At 71.5% G+C, this 16738-nt stretch carries 19 protein-coding genes; 7 read left to right on the top strand and 12 right to left on the bottom strand.

Features of this window, described 5'->3' with window-relative positions; translation table 11 throughout:
• Window positions 1–227 precede the first annotated feature (227 nt).
• The 3 genes from ACIBB8_RS21590 to ACIBB8_RS21600 are packed head-to-tail and all read right to left on the bottom strand — an operon-like array spanning window position 228 to window position 3252.
• Window positions 228–1226: an acyl-CoA dehydrogenase family protein gene (locus tag ACIBB8_RS21590; RefSeq protein ID WP_398954607.1), complete on the bottom strand. Its 999-nt coding sequence runs from the start codon at window positions 1224–1226 to the stop codon at window positions 228–230.
• A complete protein-coding gene (locus ACIBB8_RS21595; protein ID WP_398954413.1) occupies window positions 1226–2395 on the bottom strand; it encodes an acyl-CoA dehydrogenase family protein in 1170 nt (389 codons plus the stop codon). The genes ACIBB8_RS21590 and ACIBB8_RS21595 overlap by 1 nt, the downstream gene beginning before the upstream one ends.
• On the bottom strand, window positions 2395–3252 hold the full coding sequence (locus ACIBB8_RS21600; protein ID WP_398954415.1) for an enoyl-CoA hydratase: 858 nt from the start codon (window positions 3250–3252) through the stop codon (window positions 2395–2397). The genes ACIBB8_RS21595 and ACIBB8_RS21600 overlap by 1 nt, the downstream gene beginning before the upstream one ends.
• Window positions 3253–3297: 45 nt before the next feature.
• On the opposite strand from ACIBB8_RS21600, the gene ACIBB8_RS21605 reads away from it, so the two are divergent.
• From ACIBB8_RS21605 to ACIBB8_RS21620, 4 genes are read left to right on the top strand one after another with little or no spacing between them, the layout of a single operon-like run.
• Entirely contained in the window at window positions 3298–4464 is a 1167-nt protein-coding gene (locus tag ACIBB8_RS21605) for an acyl-CoA dehydrogenase family protein (protein WP_398954418.1), read from the top strand.
• Window positions 4461–5249 (top strand): SDR family oxidoreductase, encoded by a 789-nt coding sequence (locus tag ACIBB8_RS21610; RefSeq protein WP_398954420.1) that lies wholly within the window; start codon window positions 4461–4463, stop codon window positions 5247–5249. The genes ACIBB8_RS21605 and ACIBB8_RS21610 overlap by 4 nt, the downstream gene beginning before the upstream one ends.
• A gap of 42 nt (window positions 5250–5291) precedes the next feature.
• Complete coding sequence (locus ACIBB8_RS21615) at window positions 5292–5879, top strand: TetR/AcrR family transcriptional regulator (protein WP_398954422.1); 588 nt, start codon at window positions 5292–5294, stop codon at window positions 5877–5879.
• 33 nt (window positions 5880–5912) lie between these two features.
• A complete protein-coding gene (locus ACIBB8_RS21620; RefSeq protein ID WP_398954425.1) occupies window positions 5913–7070 on the top strand; it encodes an acetyl-CoA C-acetyltransferase in 1158 nt (385 codons plus the stop codon).
• On the opposite strand, the gene ACIBB8_RS21625 is transcribed toward ACIBB8_RS21620, so the two are convergent.
• The 5 genes from ACIBB8_RS21625 to ACIBB8_RS21645 form a co-directional block, all read right to left on the bottom strand.
• Window positions 7054–7305: a VOC family protein gene (locus tag ACIBB8_RS21625; RefSeq protein ID WP_398954427.1), complete on the bottom strand. Its 252-nt coding sequence runs from the start codon at window positions 7303–7305 to the stop codon at window positions 7054–7056. The genes ACIBB8_RS21620 and ACIBB8_RS21625 overlap by 17 nt on opposite strands.
• Before the next feature lie 171 nt (window positions 7306–7476).
• A complete protein-coding gene (locus ACIBB8_RS21630) occupies window positions 7477–8541 on the bottom strand; it encodes an NAD(P)H-dependent flavin oxidoreductase (protein WP_398954429.1) in 1065 nt (354 codons plus the stop codon).
• A complete protein-coding gene (locus ACIBB8_RS21635) occupies window positions 8538–9320 on the bottom strand; it encodes a CoA-transferase subunit beta (protein WP_398954431.1) in 783 nt (260 codons plus the stop codon). The genes ACIBB8_RS21630 and ACIBB8_RS21635 overlap by 4 nt, the downstream gene beginning before the upstream one ends.
• Window positions 9317–10165 (bottom strand): CoA transferase subunit A, encoded by an 849-nt coding sequence (locus ACIBB8_RS21640; protein WP_398954609.1) that lies wholly within the window; start codon window positions 10163–10165, stop codon window positions 9317–9319. Before ACIBB8_RS21640 ends, ACIBB8_RS21635 begins: the two co-directional genes overlap by 4 nt.
• Before the next feature lie 14 nt (window positions 10166–10179).
• The gene (locus ACIBB8_RS21645; RefSeq protein WP_398954433.1) at window positions 10180–10953 is read right to left on the bottom strand and encodes an enoyl-CoA hydratase family protein; all 774 of its coding nucleotides are present in this window, start codon (window positions 10951–10953) and stop codon (window positions 10180–10182) included.
• A gap of 78 nt (window positions 10954–11031) precedes the next feature.
• Here ACIBB8_RS21645 and ACIBB8_RS21650 point away from each other — a divergent pair, with 78 nt between their 5' ends.
• Window positions 11032–11808, top strand: coding sequence for an SDR family oxidoreductase (locus ACIBB8_RS21650; RefSeq protein WP_398954435.1), 777 nt, complete (start codon window positions 11032–11034; stop codon window positions 11806–11808).
• A gap of 55 nt (window positions 11809–11863) precedes the next feature.
• Entirely contained in the window at window positions 11864–12775 is a 912-nt protein-coding gene (locus ACIBB8_RS21655; RefSeq protein WP_398954437.1) for an SDR family oxidoreductase, read from the top strand.
• 208 nt (window positions 12776–12983) lie between these two features.
• On the opposite strand, the gene ACIBB8_RS21660 is transcribed toward ACIBB8_RS21655, so the two are convergent.
• From ACIBB8_RS21660 to ACIBB8_RS21675, 4 genes are all read right to left on the bottom strand, one after another.
• Window positions 12984–13436, bottom strand: coding sequence for a pyridoxamine 5'-phosphate oxidase family protein (locus tag ACIBB8_RS21660; protein WP_398954439.1), 453 nt, complete (start codon window positions 13434–13436; stop codon window positions 12984–12986).
• Between the two features lie 103 nt (window positions 13437–13539).
• Complete coding sequence (locus ACIBB8_RS21665; RefSeq protein WP_398954442.1) at window positions 13540–14442, bottom strand: iron-containing alcohol dehydrogenase; 903 nt, start codon at window positions 14440–14442, stop codon at window positions 13540–13542.
• The gene (locus ACIBB8_RS21670; RefSeq protein ID WP_398954444.1) at window positions 14399–15007 is read right to left on the bottom strand and encodes a CBS domain-containing protein; all 609 of its coding nucleotides are present in this window, start codon (window positions 15005–15007) and stop codon (window positions 14399–14401) included. Before ACIBB8_RS21670 ends, ACIBB8_RS21665 begins: the two co-directional genes overlap by 44 nt.
• A 188-nt stretch (window positions 15008–15195) precedes the next feature.
• On the bottom strand, window positions 15196–15594 hold the full coding sequence (locus ACIBB8_RS21675; protein WP_398954446.1) for a hypothetical protein: 399 nt from the start codon (window positions 15592–15594) through the stop codon (window positions 15196–15198).
• A gap of 367 nt (window positions 15595–15961) precedes the next feature.
• Between ACIBB8_RS21675 and ACIBB8_RS21680 the strand changes: the two genes are divergently transcribed.
• On the top strand, window positions 15962–16645 hold the full coding sequence (locus ACIBB8_RS21680; RefSeq protein WP_398954448.1) for a response regulator: 684 nt from the start codon (window positions 15962–15964) through the stop codon (window positions 16643–16645).
• Window positions 16646–16738: the final 93 nt, after the last annotated feature.

Consider the following 16738-nt stretch of genomic DNA (forward strand, 5'->3'; position numbering starts at 1 on the left):
ATGGGTACGGATCTGCTCGGCCGGCGCCGCAAGGTCCCGGCCCCGCGTCTCGGCCGTGCGCCAGCGCAGCAGGGCGGGGTCCGAGGGTCTCTCGGTGACGTGCGGGGGCGGTGCGGGGGACACGGCTGACTCCCAGGTGCGGTAGGGATGCGGGGGACCAATGAGCGGTGCTGGGCCTGATGGGGTGGGTGGGTGCCCACTGCCCGGCCCGGGGCAGCGGGCACCGTTCAGGGTGCGAGGGCGCGGGCGCGGCAGGCCGCGGGGGTGCCCCAGGCGTCGCGGAGGGGACGGGCCTTGCGGATCCACAGGGCGAGGTCCAGCTCCTCCGTGTAGCCGACGGCCCCGTGGAGCTGCAGGGCAGTGCGGGCGGCGGCGTACGCGGCCTCGCCCGCAGTGACCTTCGCGGCGGCGACCTCGGCGGAGCCGTGGTCCGGCCCCTCCGCCAGCGCCAGGGCGGCCGAGTGGAGCAAGGGCTGGGCGAAATCCAGAGCGATGAGCGTGTCGGCGAGGCGGTGCTTCACCGCCTGGAAGGAGCCGATGGCGACGCCGAACTGGGTGCGCTGTGTGACGTACTCGACGGTCCGGTCGAGGAGGGCGCGGCCGAGGCCGAGGGACTGGGCGGCGGTGGCGAGGGCGGCGACCTCGGCGGCGTGCGCGGCAGCGGCGGCCACCGCCGGGCCCCGCGCCAGGACGCTTCCGCCGAGCGGGCGGGCCAGCCGGCGCGCGGGGTCGGCCGAGGGCTGGACGGGGCCGGCGGTCTCCGCGAGGCGTACGGTGTCGCCCTCGACGAGGAGTACGGCGTCGGCGGTGTCCGGGTCCAGCGCGTAGGGGCTGCCGGCGACCGGCACGCACAGGGAGACGGCCGCCTTCCCCGACGCGATCTGCGGCAGCCACGCCGCGGCGGCCCCCTCCGCGCCGGAGCCGTCGATACGGTCCAGGAGCGCCGCTGCGGCGACCGTCTCCACCAGCGGGCCGGGCACGGCATGGCGGCCCAGCTCGGTGAAGGCGACGGCCAGTTCGACGGGCCGTGGGCCGAGCCCGTCGTGCCGCTCCGGTACGGCGAGGGCGAAGACACCCGCCTCCGCGAGCCGTGACCAGAGCGCGCGGCCGGGCGTGGTGTCGCCGGCCGCCCAGGCCCGTACGGCTGTGGGGGTTTCGGAGGCCGTGAGCATTCCGTCGAGGGAGCGGGCGAACTCCCGCTGTTCGTCGTCGAGGAGGAACCGCATCACCGGCGTCCCTTCGGGAGGCCGAGCAGCCGCTCGGCGATGATGTCGCGCTGGATCTCGTTGGTGCCGGCGTAGATGGGTCCGGCGAGGGAGAAGGTGTGGCCTTCGGCCCAACCGCCGTGCGCGGGCGCGTCCGCGGCATCGTCGGCCAGTTCGCCGTACGGCCCGAGCAGATCGAGGGCGGTCTCGTGAAGCGCGATGTCCAGCTCGGACCAGAAGACCTTGTTGAGGCTGGACTCGGCGCCGATCGAGCCTCCGGCGGTGATGCGTGAGGCGCAGGCGTAGGCGAACAACCGGTAGGCACGGGCGCCGATGACCACGTCGGCGACCCGGTCGCGCAGGGCGGTGTCGGAGGGGTCGGCGGTCTCCCGCCACAGCCCGGTCAGCCGCTCGGCGGCGGCCGTGAACCGGCCCGGGCTGCGCAGGGTCAGCCCCCGCTCGTTGCCCGCGGTACTCATCGCGACCCGCCAGCCCTGTCCTGGTGTGCCGATCACGTCCTCGTCGGGCACGAACACGTCGTCGAGGAAGAGTTCGGCGAAGGCGGGCTTGCCGTCGAGACGCCCGATGGGCCGTACGGTCACCCCGTCGGCGTTCAGCGGGAACATCAGGTAGGTCAGGCCCTGGTGCGGCTTTCCGGCGTCGGGGTCGCTGCGGAAAAGGCCGAAGGCGCGGTCGGCGAAGGCCGCCCGGGACGACCAGGTCTTCTGGCCACGCAGGAGCCAGCCGCCATCGGTCCGTTCGGCCGTGGAGCGCAGCGAGGCGAGGTCGGAGCCGGACTCCGGCTCCGACCAGGCCTGGGCCCAGATGACCTCGCCGCTCGCCATGGAGGGCAGGACGCGGGTGCGCTGCTCGTCGTTGCCGTACTCGAAGAGGGTGGTGGCGAGCAGGTTGATACCGTTCTGGCTGACCCGGCCGGGGGCGGCGGCCGCGTAGTACTCCTCCTCGAAGATCAGCCACTGGAGGATCGAGGCGCCCCGGCCGCCGTACTCCTTGGGCCAGGAGACCACCGACCAGCGGTCCGCGAACAGGGTCCGCTCCCAATTCCGGTGGGCCGCGAAGCCCTCCTCCGTCTCCAGGGAGGGCAGGGGGGCGTCGGGCACATGGGCGGCGAGCCAGGCGCGGGCCTCGGCCCGGAATGCGTCCTCCGCCGCGGAGAAGTCGAGGTCCATCAGGCTCCCGCCCCCTTCATCGAGCGTATGTCCATGCCACCCAGCGCGTCGGGGGCGGTCTCGGCGTTGTGCGCGTGCGCGAGGTGGTGCAGCCCGAAGACCGAGTCCATGCCGGTGTGCAGGCCCTGCAGGTCCTCGGCCTGGTTGACGGCGCGCTTGGCCAGGGCCAGGCCCATGCGGGGCATCTCGGCGATCCTGGACGCCAACTCCATGGTCTGCTCCGTCAGTTGCTCGGGCGGGACGACCCGGTTGACCATGCCGACCTCGTAGGCGCGTCGGGCGTCCATCCGGTCGCCGGTGTACAGGAACTCCTTGGCGACGCGTGGTGGCATCACCCAGGGGTGGGCGAAGTACTCGACGCCGGGGATGCCCATGCGGACCACGGGGTCGGCGAAGAACGCGTCCTCGGCGGCGACGATGAGGTCGCACACCCAGGCGAGCATCAGGCCGCCTGCGACGCAGGCGCCCTGCACCGACGCGACCATGGGCTTGGGCAGTTCGCGCCAGCGTCGGCACATGCCCAGGTAGACCTCGGACTCGCGGGCGAAGCGGCTCTCCGCACCCTCCTTGTCCGAGTGGTCCCACCAGAGTCCGGCCCGTCGGTCGAACGGCACATGGGCGTCCCGCTCGGGGGTGCCTATGTCGTGGCCGGCGGAGAAGTGCTTCCCCGCCCCGGCGAGCACGACGACCTTGACCTCGTCGTCGGCGGCCGCGCGGTAGAAGGCGCGGTCGAGGGCGTACGTCATCGCGGAGTTCTGGGCGTTGCGGTAATCGGGCCGGTCCATCGTGACCACGGCCACCGGGCCGAGGCGTTCGTAGCGGACCGGTGCCGTGGATGCGGTGCGGGCAGTGGACATCCGCCCTCCTTCCCTAACAAGTGTTTGGTAGGTTAACGTACGGCCATGAGCAACGTCGAGGAGTTCCGCAGAGAGGTCCGCGGCTGGCTGCGCGCCAACCTCACGGGCGAGTTCGCCGCCCTGCGCGGGCGCGGCGGCCCCGGACGGGAACACGAGGCGCATGCCGAACGCCTCGCCTGGGAGCGGCACATGGCCGCCGCGGGGTGGACCTGCGTCGGCTGGCCCAAGGAATACGGCGGACGGGGCGCGACCCTCGAACAGCAGGTCGCCTTCCATGAGGAGTACGCCCTCGCCGGCGCCCCCGCCCGTGTCAGCCACATCGGCGAGCAGCTCCTGGGACCCACCCTCATCGCCTTCGGTACACCCGAACAGCGCGAGCGGTTCCTCGCGCCGATCGTCGCCGTCGAGGAGCTGTGGTGCCAGGGCTACTCGGAGCCGGACGCCGGCTCGGACCTGGCGAACGTACGGACCCGCGCCGAGCGAGACGGCGACACGTGGGTGGTCACCGGGCAGAAGGTGTGGACCTCACTCGCGCACGAGGCCGACTGGTGCTTCGTCGTCGCCCGCACCGAGCCCGGATCGACCCGCCACCGGGGCCTGTCCTACCTGCTCGTCCCCCTGGACCAGCCCGGTGTGGAGATCAGGCAGATCGTCCAGCTGACCGGGACCTCGGAATTCAACGAGGTGTTCTTCGACGGGGCCCGCACCCACGCCTCCCACGTCGTCGGCGCCCACGGCGACGGCTGGCGGGTGGCCATGGCCACCCTCGGCTTCGAACGGGGCGTGTCCACCCTCGGCCAGCAGGTCGGCTTCCGACGCGAGCTGGAAGCCGTCATCGAGCTGGCCAAGCGCAACGGCGCGGCCGCCGACCCGCTGATCCGCGACCGCATCGCCCGCGCCTGGATCGGCCTGGAGACCATACGGTTAAACGCCCTGCGCATGCTCGACGGAGCCGCGGCCGGAGCCCCGGGCCCAGAGGCGTCCATCGGGAAGATCTTCTGGGCCACCTGGCACCGGGAGCTGGGCGAACTCGCCATGGACGTCTGCGGCGCCAAGGGAATGCTGGCCGACGGCGAGCCGTACGACCTCACCGACTGGCAGCGGCTGTACCTCTTCTCCCGCTCCGACACCATCTACGCCGGCTCCAACGAGATCCAGCGGAACATCATCGCCGAGCGCGTCCTCGGCCTGCCCAAGGAGTTCCGCCCATGACCGGCACACCACCCCCCTACGTGCCGGGCCACGGTCTGCTCGCCGGCCGCGGCGCCGTCGTCACCGCCGCCGCGGGCGCCGGCATCGGCGGCGCGACCGCCAGGCGGCTCCTGGAGGAAGGCGCGCGGGTCGTCGTCTCTGACGCTCACGCCCGCAGACTGAAGGAGTCCGAGGCGGAGCTGGCTGCGGAGTTCGGCGCGGACCGCGTCGCCGCCCTGCCCTGCGACGTCACCGACGAGACCCAGGTCGCCGCGCTGTTCGACCTCGCCGTGGAGCGCCACGGACGCCTCGACATCGTCGTCAACAACGCGGGCCTCGGCGGTACCGCCGACCTGGTCGACATGGCCGACGAGCAGTGGGACCAGGTCCTCGACGTCACCCTGAACGGCACCTTCCGCTGCACCCGCGCCGCGCTGCGCCGGATGAAGGCCGCGGGCGCCGGGGGCGTCGTCGTCAACAACGCCTCGGTGATCGGCTGGCGGGCCCAGAAGGGGCAGGCCCACTACGCCGCCGCCAAGGCCGGCGTGATGGCACTCACCCGCTGCGCCGCACTGGAGGCCGCCGAGTACGGAGTGCGGGTCAACGCCGTCTCCCCGAGCCTGGCCATGCACCCGCACCTGGTGAAGGTCACCACCCCCGAACTCCTCGAGGAGCTGACCTCCCGCGAGGCGTTCGGGCGCTGCGCCGAGCCGTGGGAAGTGGCCAACGTGGTCGTCTTCCTCGCCAGCGGGTATTCGTCGTACCTGACGGGGGAAGTCCTCTCCGTCAGCAGTCAGCATCCGTGAGCCGGGAATGGCCGGACGCCGAAGTGCAGCAGGAAGACCATGATGAGCCCGGCGCCCGAGCGGCGCGAGGAGATCCTCTCCGCCGCCGCCGAGGTGTTCGCGGCCCAGGGGTACAACGCCACCACCGTCCGCAAGATCGCCGACGCGGCGGGAATGCTCGCCGGCAGCCTCTATTACCACTTCGACTCCAAGGAGTCGATGCTCGATGAGATCCTCTCCACCTTCCTGGATGAGCTGCGGGCCGGATACGACGCCGTGCTCTCCGCCGGACTCGGTCCCCGGGAGACCATCGAGGCCCTCGTCACCGAGTCCTTCCGGGAGATCGACCGGCACCGCGCCGCCGTCGCCGTCTTCCAGAAGGAGTCCAGACATCTCCAGGACCAGCCCCGCTTCGGCTACCTCGCCGACTTGCAGCACAGATTCGAGAAGGCCTGGCTCGGGACCCTGGAACGCGGCGTCGCGGCCGGGGTCTTCCGCGCCGACGTCGACGTCCGCCTCACCTACCGCTTCGTGCGCGACACCGTCTGGGTCGCCGCGTCCTGGTACCGCCCGGGCGGACAGCACAGCCCCGAGGAGATCGCCCGCCAGTACCTGTCGATGGTGCTGGAGGGCATCGCCCTCCGTACATGACATGACATCCTGGACATCGAAGAAGGAGCGGCCATGGCCGAGGCATACATCGTCGAAGCGGTACGGACCCCGGTCGGCAGGCGCAGCGGCGGACTGTCCGCCGTCCACCCGGCCGACCTCGGAGCACACGTGCTGAAGGCACTGATGGAGCGCTCGGGTGCCGACCCGGCCGCCGTCGAGGACGTCGTCTTCGGCTGCCTGGACACCGTCGGCCCGCAAGCCGGCGACATAGCCCGCACCTGCTGGCTGGCCGCCGGACTGCCCGAGGAGGTGCCCGGCGTGACCGTGGACCGGCAGTGCGGCTCCTCCCAGCAGGCCCTGCACTTCGCCGCACAAGGCGTCCTGTCCGGCACCCAGGACCTCGTGGTCGCCGGTGGCGTGCAGAACATGTCGCAGATCCCCATCGCCTTCGCCAGCCGCCAGGCCGCCGACCCGCTCGGCCTGGCCGAGGGCCCGTATGCCGGCTCGGAGGGCTGGCGCGCCCGCTACGGCGACCAGCCGGTCAACCAGTTCCACGGCGCCGAGCTCATTGCCGCCAAGTGGGGCATCTCCCGCCGGGACATGGAGGAGTTCGCCCTGCGCTCGCACCAGCGGGCCGCCCGTGCCATCGACGAGGGCCGCTTCGACCGCGAGATCGTCCCGTACGGGGATGTCACCACCGACGAGGGTCCGCGTCGCGACACCACCCTGGAGAAAATGGCCGGCCTGAAGCCGCTGGTCGAGGGCGGCCGGCTGACCGCCGCGGTCTCCTCGCAGGTCTCCGACGGGGCCTCGGCGATGCTGATCGCCTCGGAATGCGCCGTACGGGAGCACGGACTGACGCCGCGCGCCCGCGTCCACCACTTGTCCGTACGGGGCGAGGACCCGATCCGCATGCTGTCCGCCCCGATCCCGGCGACGGCCTACGCGCTGAAGAAGGCCGGGATGACGCTCGACGACATCGACCTGGTGGAGATCAACGAAGCCTTCGCCTCGGTCGTCCTGGCCTGGCTGAAGGAGACCGGCGCCGACCCGGAGAAGGTCAATGTCAACGGTGGCGCCATCGCCCTCGGCCACCCGCTCGGCGCGACCGGCACCAAGCTGACGACCACCCTGCTGCACGAACTGGAACGCACCGGCGGCCGTTACGGACTGCAGACCATGTGCGAGGGCGGCGGCCAGGCGAACGTCACCATCATCGAGCGTCTCTGACACGGCCGGGACCGCCGTCGGACTCCGCCGCGGCGAACACCTGCCGCCACACGGCGTGATCGGTGCGGGGACCGCCGAGATCGTGGTCGTTGGCGGAGCCCGCCGCCTGGAGGAAGGCCGCCCCGGGGAACGTCTGCGGCAGCGGCCGGAACTCGAGGACGTCGCGGTAGAAGGCGGTGCTGCGCGCCAGGTCGGAGACGAAGAGGACGGCGTGGTTCAGCCGCTGGATCGGCATGGCGGGGTCCGTTCGTGGTCGATGCGGAGGAAGTCGTTCAAAAGATGTGTCCGCCGGGGTTCCCTCACCCCGGCGGACATGTGTGTGGGGCCTGTCTACCGCACCGGTCTCGCGCGGAGCTTCGCCAGGGTCCGGGCGTCCAGGCCAAGGCCTTCCGTGAGGGAGCAGCGGTCAGCCCGTGGCGGGCAGGGCGCGGATCGCGGCCTGCGCCTCGGCCATGAGGCGGTCGAGGAGTTCGGCGCAGGACGGCAGGTCGTCGATCAGCCCCGCGACCTGTCCGGAGGCCATCACGCCCAGATCGGTACGGCCCTCCACCATGGACGCCTTGAGCAGCATCGGGGTGTTGGCGGCCAGCAGGATCTGGCTCCACGTCAGGTCCTTGCCATGCTTCATCGCCAGGCCGTCACGGACCATCTGCGCCCAGCTCATGCCGGTCTCCCGCCGGAAGGCCGCGGCGTGCCGGACCGCCCGCGACAGCGAGGCGGCCCGGCCCGAGCGCTCCAGCGCGTCGACCAGCTCCGTGCGCAGCATCCGGTGCGGCAGTCCGTCCACCTTCGTGGTGACGGTGACGTCCGTGACCGCCGCGGCGAGGTAACGGGCCTTCACCGCGTCGGGGACCGTGCTGTCGCAGGTGAGCAGGAAACGCGTGCCCATGGCGATCCCGGCCGCGCCATAAGCGAGCGCCGCGACCAGGCCGCGCCCGTCGTGGAATCCGCCGGCCGCGACGACCGGGATGTCCACGGCGTTCACGACCTGCGGGAGCAGGACGGTGGTGGCGACGCTGCCGGTGTGGCCGCCGCCCTCCCCGCCCTGCACGATCACCGCGTCGGCGCCCCACGCCGCGACCTTCTCGGCGTGCCTCCTGGCTCCGATGGAGGGGATGACGACGACCCCCGCGTCCTTGAGCCGCGCGATCAGCTCGCGGGACGGCGCGAGCGCGAACGAGGCGACCTTCACGCCCTCGTCGATGATGATCCGTACGCGCTCGGTCGCGTCCCCGGCATCCGCGCGCAGATTCACGCCGAAGGGCGCGCCCGTACGGGACTTCACCTCGCGCACCGCGGAGCGGAGCTCTTCGACGGTCATCGTCGCCGAGGCCAGGATTCCGAGCGCGCCGGCGTCGGCGGTCGCCGAGACCAGGCGGGGACCGGCCACCCACCCCATCCCGGTCTGCACGACGGGGTGCCGCACCCCGACGAGTTCGGTGAGCGGGGTGGCGATCGTGACGTCGCTCATGAGGGGACCTCCCGGTCGCGCAGCCCCTTCGGGTCGATCTCGTCGCGGATCAGCCGCAGTTCCTCGGCGGTGGGCTCGCGGGTGTACGGCACCTCGTCAGGGACGGTCAGCGCGAAGCCGGTGGCCGCCAGGACCTCCTCGACGGTGACGCCGGGGTGCAGCGAGCGCAGCCGCATGGTGCGGTCCGGGGTCTCGAAGTCGAAGACGCCCAGGTCGCTGATGACGTCCGGGACGCAGTGATAGCGGGTCGCGGAGGGCCCGGTCGCGGCGGCCCGGTCATAGCCGACGCCGGAGACCATGTCGACCCGCTCGACGAAGACGCGCGCCGAGTGCTTGGGGACCCAGTAACTGGTCGGGTTGTTCAAGGTGTTCACCGGCGCGCCGCGCACGCCGAGGAGCTGGCGTTTCGGCTGCGCCCAGTCGCCGATGCAGCTGATGTTCTGGTTGCCGTACCGGTCGAGCTGACTCGCGCCCATCATCACGTGCCGGCGCCCGGTGGCGACCAGGGCCAGGTGCTGCCGGTACGGCAGCCAGCCCTCCACCACCCGGGGCGCGGCGCCGACCGCGGGCACGTCGGCGACGAGCAGCGCCTCTCCGTCGGTCAGCAGCAGGTCGGGGGAGAACGTGAGCTTCGCGAGGCGGGCGCCGATCATCGGGACGGTGCCCATCGGACTGGCCAGGACCTCGCCCGCGCCCCGCCATGCCTCGGCGCAGGCGACGACGCAGTACTCGGCCCGCGTCGCCGTCGCGGCCGTCGTGGTCGTGTCGGTGCCGCTCATGCTTCCTCCTCGTGGAACGCCGCGACCGCGGCCCGGTAGGCGTCCTCGTCGCCGGACAGGAACCGGGCGGTGAAGTCCCGCCATGCCTCCGGGTCCCGGGCCGCCCGGGCGTAGGCGCGTTGGAAGGTCTCGTCCCGGTCGTAGTCGGGGGCGCAGGAGGTGAAGTGCGCGCCGTTCGGAGTCTCGACGACGCCGTCGACGAACGCGCGCTTGAGCAGCAGCGACTGCGGTCCCGCGTCCTCGAGCAGTTCCGAGGCCTCCACGATCCGCTCGCAGGAGACGTACGCGGTGTCGGCGGCCTCGCAGAACAGGTCGTCGAAGTACGGGTCGGGGCCCAGGTACTGGCCGTTGCCGTGCGCGTCGGCACGGTTGAGGTGGACCAGCGCGGCGTCCAGGCGCAGCGCAGGGACGGCGACGAGCTCCTCGCGGTCGCCGTACGGGGACGTGATCGTCCGCAGCGACGGGTTGACGGTCATGACGTCCGAGGCGAGCCCGGCCCGGATGGGCATGAAGGGCAGCCGGTGCACGGCGGCGGTCAGGCCCCACATGACCATGGCCTCGTCCAGCTCCACCAGCTCGAAGGCACCACGCTGCCGGGCCGCGCCGAAGTGCGGCTCCAGAGGGATGGAGTCGAGCGTGGCGAAGGCCGCGACCAGCTGGCGGATCTTCCCGGCCGCGGCCAGCAGCCCGACGTCCGGGCCGCCGTACGAGACCACGGTCAGATCGGTGACGTCGGACCGCAGCAATGCCCGTACCAGCGCCATCGGCTTGCGCCGGGAGCCCCAGCCGCCGATGCCGATCGTCATCCCGCTCCGGAGCCGGCCCACGACCTCCTCGGCGGTCATTGTCTTGTCCCTGCTCACGGCTGCTGCTCCTCTTCCGTGTCGATGGCGTCGTCCTTGCCGAACGTGTCGCGGACCCGGTCGGCGACGCCGCTGAGATTGGCCTCGAAGGTGAAGCCCTGCTCGAAGCGGTAGCTGCGGTGGACGTTCACCGGGTCGATGCCGTTGATCGCGGCCTTGGCGAGCCGGATCAGCTGTCCGTCCTTGGCGGCGATCTCCCGGGCGAGTTCCAGTGCCGCGTCGAGCAGCCGCTCGCGCGGGACGATCCGCCAGACGGAGCCGTGCCGGTGCAGCTCCTCGGCGGTGACCGTGCGCGAGGTGTAGTACAGGGCGCGCATCAGCTGCTGGGGGACAAGCCGGGCCAGGTGCGTGGCCGCGCCGAGTGCGCCCCGGTCCAGCTCGGGCAGGCCGAAGGTCGCGTCGTCGGAGGCGACGATCGCGTCGGCATTGCCGGCCAGGCCGATACCGCCGCCGAGGCAGAAGCCGTGCACGGCGGCGACCACCGGCACCTCGCAGTCGTAGACGGCGGCGAAGGCCTCGTAGCAGCCGCGGTTGGCGCCCAGGAGGGCGCCGTGGCCGGCTGTGCGCTGGATCTCCTTGATGTCGACGCCGGCGTTGAAGCCGCGGCCCTCGGCGGTGAGCACGACGCAGTGCACCCCGGGATCGGCTCCCGCCACGCGTACCGCGGTGGCGAGGTCGTACCAGCCCTGTACGGGGAGGGCGTTGACCGGAGGGAAATCGACGGTGACGACGGCGACGCCCTCGTCCGGGGCGGAGGTGGAGACACCCATGAGCAGATCAGCTACCTTTCCACCAAACGTTTGTTAGGCAGAACATAGCAGCGGTTCGCGCGCTGCGGGAGGTGTCCCTTGGCAGTCACCATCGATCTCTCGGGATCCGTCGCCGTCGTCACCGGCGGCACACGGGGCGTCGGCGCCGGGATCGCCCGGGCCTTGCTCGAAGCCGGCGCGGAGGTCGTGACCTGCGCACGACGGGCCCCCGACAAGCCCATCGAGGCTGCCGGGCGCACAGCCCGCTTCCTCCGCGTCGACCTGCGCGCCCCGGCCGACGTCGCGGACTTCTTCGACCGGGTGCGCGGCGACCACGGAAGGCTGGACGTCCTGGTCAACAACGCCGGGGGAACACCGTTCCGGATGCTCGGTGACGGGGGAGCCGAGCAACAGGCCCGGATCGTCGAGCTGAACCTCGTCGCCCCCTTGACCGCCTCCCTCGCCGCGTACGAGGTGATGCGCCATCAGCGTGGGGGAGGGGCCATCATCATGATCGGCAGCGTCAGCGGCACCCGCCCCTCACCGGGCAGCGCGGCCTACGGAGCCGCCAAGGCGGGCCTGGACAACCTCGCCCGGTCCATGGCGGTGGAATGGGCGCCGCTGGTGCGGGTCAACACGCTCGTCCCCGGCATGGTGCGCACCGAACTGTCCCACCTGCACTACGGGGACGAGGACGGCATCGCCTCCGTCGGCCGCACGGTGCCGCTCGGCCGGCTCGCCGAACCCGCCGACATCGGCGACGCCTGTGTCTTCCTCGCCTCCGACCGAGCCGCGTACATCAGCGGTGCCAGCCTCCTCGTGCACGGGGGCGGGGAACGTCCGTCCTTCCTGGACGCGGCCACGGTCAACCACTGACGACCCACTCATCGCCCATCACTCGTTGCTCATCACTCACCGAAAGGCACCCACCATGACAGGACTGTGCAACGGACGCGTCGTGATCGTCACCGGGGCCGGCCGCGGGCTCGGCCGCGCGCACGCGCTCGCCTTCGCCGCCGAGGGCGCCAAGGTCGTCGTCAACGACCTCGGCGTCGGACTGGACGGCACCGGAGGCGGCGCGGGGCCGGCCCAGCAGGTCGTCGACGAGATCACGGTGTCGGGTGGGGAGGCGGTCGCCCACGGCGGCGACATCGCCACCGCAGACGGCGCGGCCTCGCTGATCGCCAGCGCCCTGGACACATTCGGCCGCCTCGACACCCTCGTCAACAACGCGGGCTTCCTGCGCGACCGCATGCTGGTCAACCTCGACGAGGACGACTGGGACGCCGTCGTGCGCGTCCACCTCAAGGGCCACTTCCTGCCGCTCAAGCACGCCGCCGCGCACTGGCGGGCGGAGGCCAAGGCCGGACGCGGGCCCGTGGCGCGGGTGGTCAACACCAGCTCCGGCGCGGGCCTGCTGGGCAGCGTCGGCCAGGGCAACTACGCCGCTGCCAAGGCCGGGATCGTCGGCCTTACCCTCGTCGCCGCCGCCGAGACGGCCCGTTACGGCGTCCAGGTCAACGCGATCGCCCCCGCCGCCCGCACCCGGATGACCGAGCAGACCTTCGCCGAGACGATGGCCGCCCCCGAAGGGGCCGGCTTCGACGCGATGGCTCCGGACAACGTCTCTCCCCTCGTTGTCTGGCTGGGCTCCGCCGCCTCGGCCGGGGTCACCGGCCGCGTCTTCGAGGCCGAGGCCGGCCGGATCACCGTCATGGAGGGCTGGCGCTCCGGCCCGACGGCTGACAAGGGCGCCCGCTGGACCCCGGCGGAGGCCGGCGAGACGGCACTGAAGCTGCTCGCGGAGTCCGAGCCCCCGCAGCCGGTGTACGGGAGCCGCTGACCACCCGACCGGACACGTGCGCCGTACGGGCCCGCCGACACGGAACGGAGCCGTCGCCCGGAGGCGTCCCGGCGCAGGTGGTGGTTCCCGCTCACCGGGAAGGTGGTGGGACTTCCTCTCCTGTGACGCGCACGGGACGGCCGAGGGCCGAAGTGGTTCTGACCGACGAGGAGCGGGAGACTCTGCTTCGCTGGTCGCGGGACCGTGATCAGGCGTTCGCGGCGGTGAGTCGGATGCCGCTGATCAAGTCCGGGCGGATACGGACCGCATAGTCCATGGTTTGGTTCACCCAGGGGTTGAGCAGTGCGCGGTAGCGGGCCAGTTCGCCCGGCTCGGTCACCAGTTGGGCGTAACCGGTGACCATCACGCTCCAACCGAGGTGCATGTCCGGGTCGATGGCGTCGGCCTCGTAGGCGACGACCACGCCCCGGCCGTCGGTCTGCCGCGTGCGCGAGGTCAGCGCCGCGCCCTCGTGCGTGCGGATGACGATGTCGCCGTTGTCCAAGACGTGGTTCACTGGCCGGATGGTCGGCAGCGCGTGACGAGTGAAGACGATCCTCCCGAAGGACACGCTGCCCAGCAGCCGCAAGGCTTCCTCGCTGTCGAACTCGACGCTCCGGCGCGGTCCGGCAGGAAAGGTCTGGGCGTGGTCGATGGTCATGGCAGGCTTCCGTACGGTTTCGTTGATCACTGTGGTGTGTCTTCGGCCGACGCGCGGATGCTGTCGCGTGGCCGGTCGCCGTGGTGACGGCCGAGGCGCGCCGCTACGGCATGTAAGTGGTCGTGTTTCGAGTCGAGCCGTGGACGGCTGCCTCTCCGTGGCACCCGGGTGAAGTGGGCCCCACGGGCAGGCTCGACCAGGTCATTGGAACCGCACCAGAGCTCCTCATACCAGGGCCGTTCGGCCCTCGTCCGCGTCCGGCCGGCCCACCCCAGTAGTAGGCGGTGCGCAGGATGTCCTGCATGTCATCGAGCATGGGCATCCACGGGTTGGCGGGCGCGCACTGGTCCTCGTAGGCGTTCAGGGCCTGCTGGAGCAGCGCGTCGAGGAAGGATCGCTCGTCGATGCCGAGGGCCTGGAAGGACGGCTCGATGCCCACGGCGTTGCGCAGCCGCTCCACTGCGCAGGCCAGCGGCTCCACGTCCTTCTGCGGGTGGCGGCGGGCAGGCCGAGGGCGCGGGCGATGTCCTGGAAGCGTTCCGGAGCCCGGTAGTTCTCGTACCTGGGCCGGCCCGTCAGCTTGGTCGGAACGGTGCCGTTGTAGCGGATGACGTGCGGCAGTAGGACGGCGTTGGTGCGCCCCTGTGCGATGTGGAAGGTGGGCGCCGAGGGTGTGCGACATGGCGTGGACGATGCGGAGGAAGGCGTTGCAGGAGGCCATGCCCGCGGTGGTGCCCGCCTTGTGCATCTTCTCCCGCGCGTCCGGGCGGCCCGTGCGGTTGTTCACCGCCGCCTCGAGGTTGCCGGAGATCAGGCGGATCGTGTGCAGGGCGAGGCCGTCGGTGAAGCCGTTGGCGTACGCGACACGTACGCCTCGATGGCGTGGGTGAGCGCGTCGAGGCTGCTGTTGGCGGCCGGCGCCGGGGCAGGTCCGCGGTGAGCAGCGGGTCGACGATGGCGATTCAGTGCGCAGCCGGCTGCGCAGGGCGGCAGTCGTCGATGTCAAACCCGAGCCTGCTGACTACACCGACGACGCCTTCCACACGCCAGGTTGACCGAACGGCCAGAGGGATGTCACTACGGTGGTGGAGGCGTCCCTCCAGCATGACCATGCCGTCCCGGACGGAAACGGTGACGGCGCAGGGTGGCAGGCCCAGTGCGCTGACCAGGACCGCCTCCACCACCTGCTGACGGATCTCCTCGTCCGTACGCAGGAAGACCCGCAGCAGGTCGCGGCGGGTGGCGATACCGATGAGGCGATCCTCCTCATCCACCACGGGAAGACGGTCGACGACCTGACGTTCCATCAGCCGTGCGGCATCCGACACACGTTGCTCCGGATGTATGGTGACCGCCGGGGTCGTCATCAGCTCTCCCGCGGTCGTGGCCACAGGGCCGTGCGCGAGATCGGCGCCGGAGACCACCCCGACCACCTTGTCATCGTGGTCGACGACCGGTAGTGCGCGGATACGGTGCCGATCCAGCAACGCCGCCACGTCGTCCAACGGCGTCTGCGGGCTTGCGCAGACGACCTCGCTGGTCATGACTTCGCCGACGGTGCGCGTCTTCATGGCGCTTCCCTCCTTCACGGTGCGAGCGGGAGACAGGCAGACCTTGCTCCCCGCTGGGTGACAGTGCCGCTACCTCGAGGCACCTACCGGCCGCCTCGCCGCTCCTTCAGCCACCCTGCGCGGCGGCGCAGGGGCCAGACGTACCTGGTGGACGGCCGACCCGCCTCGCACCGGACGGCCGGGAGACTCTAATCCCGCCCGCTGATGGCCTGGCCACCGCGCCACGGCGGGGGAGTGGCCGACCTGCGGGCCGCCTCCTTGCGGTGCAGGACCCGAGTCATCTGGCTGCGGATGCGGTCCTGCAGCCGGTCCGCCAGTTCATGTGCCGTCGCCTCCTGGGCGTGCACGACCACAAGAGTGTTGCCCACGACGAACTCGGCCCCGGCAGACCAGGGCTGCCCCTCGTGGTGCGCCGCTGCCTTCGCGATCCTCACCTCGCCGCTGACGTCTGGAACTCCGGGCCGGTCGAGGGCCGTGCCGACCTTGGTCCGAACGTACGCGAGCGCTTCTTCGTCCACATCGCCTGCCGCTCGCACCTGTACTGCGACGGTGGAGGTGATGTGGGTGCCGGTGTCCTTCGCAGTCATCTGCTCCGCTCCTTCGATCGTTGGGCAGCGACTTCAGACTTCTGCGAGGACCGGCGTGGGCCCAGGGCTGTCAGGCCCCGGGAACGGGGCCATAGGGCCTCCCCATTCAGGGCCGCCGGACTCGCCCTTCGGCAGTGTGGGTCCGACCGGCTGCCGGGAGCCGCCAGGGGGCGTGGTCCGCGACGTGGACGTGTCCGGCCCGCCAGTTCGTCCCCGCGCGGCACCACTTCTTCTGGCTGCGGGAGGCCCTGTGGAAACAGGGCCGACTGGCCCTGGCCCTTCGGTCCGGATCCGGGAAAGCTCCCGGCACGGAGACCGATACGTCCAAGTGGACATCGACGAGGAACGCGGAACCAGGGAGCGAATGATGGCAGACAGCAAGCAGCCCGGCCCCGACAGCCCGATCCGGGTCTTCCTGCTGGACGACCACGAGGTGGTACGACGTGGAGTGCGCGACCTGCTGAACGACGAGCCGGACATCGATGTGATCGGCGAGGCCGGCACCGTGGAGCAGGCGCTGGTGCGCGTCCCCGCACTGCGCCCGCAGGTGGCGGTCCTGGACGTCCGGCTGCCCGACGGTGACGGCGTGACCGTGTGCCGGGAGCTGCGCTCGCGCATGCCGGAGCTGGCCTGCCTGATGCTGACCTCCTTCGACGACGAGGAGGCGCTGCTGGACTCGATCATGGCGGGCGCGTCCGGATACGTTCTGAAGCAGATTCAAGGGTCAGACCTGGTGTCCGCAGTACGCACCGTGGCCCGCGGCCAGTCACTGCTGGATCCGAGCGCCGCCACCAGGCTGATGGCCCGTCTTCGGGGCGGGCGGCAGCAGGAGGAGGAGGAGCCGGACGCCCTATCCGGTCTGACCGAGCGGGAGCGGGATATCCTCGCCCTGATCGGCGAGGGCCTCACCAACCGCCAGATCGGCCAGCGGCTGTACCTCGCCGAGAAGACGGTGAAGAACCACATCTCCCGCCTGCTCGCCAAACTTGGCGTGGAGCGCCGTGTCCAGGCCGCGGTCATAGCCACCCAGGTCCAGGACCAGCAGAGGTAGGAAGGGCGCTGAAGCCCCGGGGCCCAGCAACTGGGCGGAAAGCTGGAGCTGTCCAGCCCGGCCGACGGCGGCGGCACCACGCTGACCTGGCGG

This window comes from Streptomyces sp. NPDC051286 (assembly GCF_044455345.1).
Taxonomy (GTDB): Bacteria; Actinomycetota; Actinomycetes; order Streptomycetales; family Streptomycetaceae; genus Streptomyces.

Bases quoted from the DNA above. Each gene is read 5' to 3' on its own strand.
- ACIBB8_RS21655 (WP_398954437.1), top strand. From the start codon at position 11,864: ATGACAGGACTGTGCAACGGACGCGTCGTGATCGTCACCGGGGCCGGC.
- ACIBB8_RS21670 (WP_398954444.1), bottom strand. From the start codon at position 15,007: ATGAAGACGCGCACCGTCGGCGAAGTCATGACCAGCGAGGTCGTCTGC.
- ACIBB8_RS21625 (WP_398954427.1), bottom strand. From the start codon at position 7,305: ATGCCGATCCAGCGGCTGAACCACGCCGTCCTCTTCGTCTCCGACCTG.
- ACIBB8_RS21635 (WP_398954431.1), bottom strand. From the start codon at position 9,320: ATGAGCGGCACCGACACGACCACGACGGCCGCGACGGCGACGCGGGCC.
- ACIBB8_RS21640 (WP_398954609.1), bottom strand. From the start codon at position 10,165: ATGACCGCCGAGGAGGTCGTGGGCCGGCTCCGGAGCGGGATGACGATC.
- ACIBB8_RS21595 (WP_398954413.1), bottom strand. From the start codon at position 2,395: ATGGACCTCGACTTCTCCGCGGCGGAGGACGCATTCCGGGCCGAGGCC.
- ACIBB8_RS21675 (WP_398954446.1), bottom strand. From the start codon at position 15,594: ATGACTGCGAAGGACACCGGCACCCACATCACCTCCACCGTCGCAGTA.
- ACIBB8_RS21620 (WP_398954425.1), top strand. From the start codon at position 5,913: ATGGCCGAGGCATACATCGTCGAAGCGGTACGGACCCCGGTCGGCAGG.
- ACIBB8_RS21660 (WP_398954439.1), bottom strand. From the start codon at position 13,436: ATGACCATCGACCACGCCCAGACCTTTCCTGCCGGACCGCGCCGGAGC.
- ACIBB8_RS21615 (WP_398954422.1), top strand. From the start codon at position 5,292: ATGAGCCCGGCGCCCGAGCGGCGCGAGGAGATCCTCTCCGCCGCCGCC.
- ACIBB8_RS21605 (WP_398954418.1), top strand. From the start codon at position 3,298: ATGAGCAACGTCGAGGAGTTCCGCAGAGAGGTCCGCGGCTGGCTGCGC.
- ACIBB8_RS21645 (WP_398954433.1), bottom strand. From the start codon at position 10,953: ATGGGTGTCTCCACCTCCGCCCCGGACGAGGGCGTCGCCGTCGTCACC.
- ACIBB8_RS21600 (WP_398954415.1), bottom strand. From the start codon at position 3,252: ATGTCCACTGCCCGCACCGCATCCACGGCACCGGTCCGCTACGAACGC.
- ACIBB8_RS21590 (WP_398954607.1), bottom strand. From the start codon at position 1,226: ATGCGGTTCCTCCTCGACGACGAACAGCGGGAGTTCGCCCGCTCCCTC.
- ACIBB8_RS21680 (WP_398954448.1), top strand. From the start codon at position 15,962: ATGGCAGACAGCAAGCAGCCCGGCCCCGACAGCCCGATCCGGGTCTTC.
- ACIBB8_RS21610 (WP_398954420.1), top strand. From the start codon at position 4,461: ATGACCGGCACACCACCCCCCTACGTGCCGGGCCACGGTCTGCTCGCC.
- ACIBB8_RS21630 (WP_398954429.1), bottom strand. From the start codon at position 8,541: ATGAGCGACGTCACGATCGCCACCCCGCTCACCGAACTCGTCGGGGTG.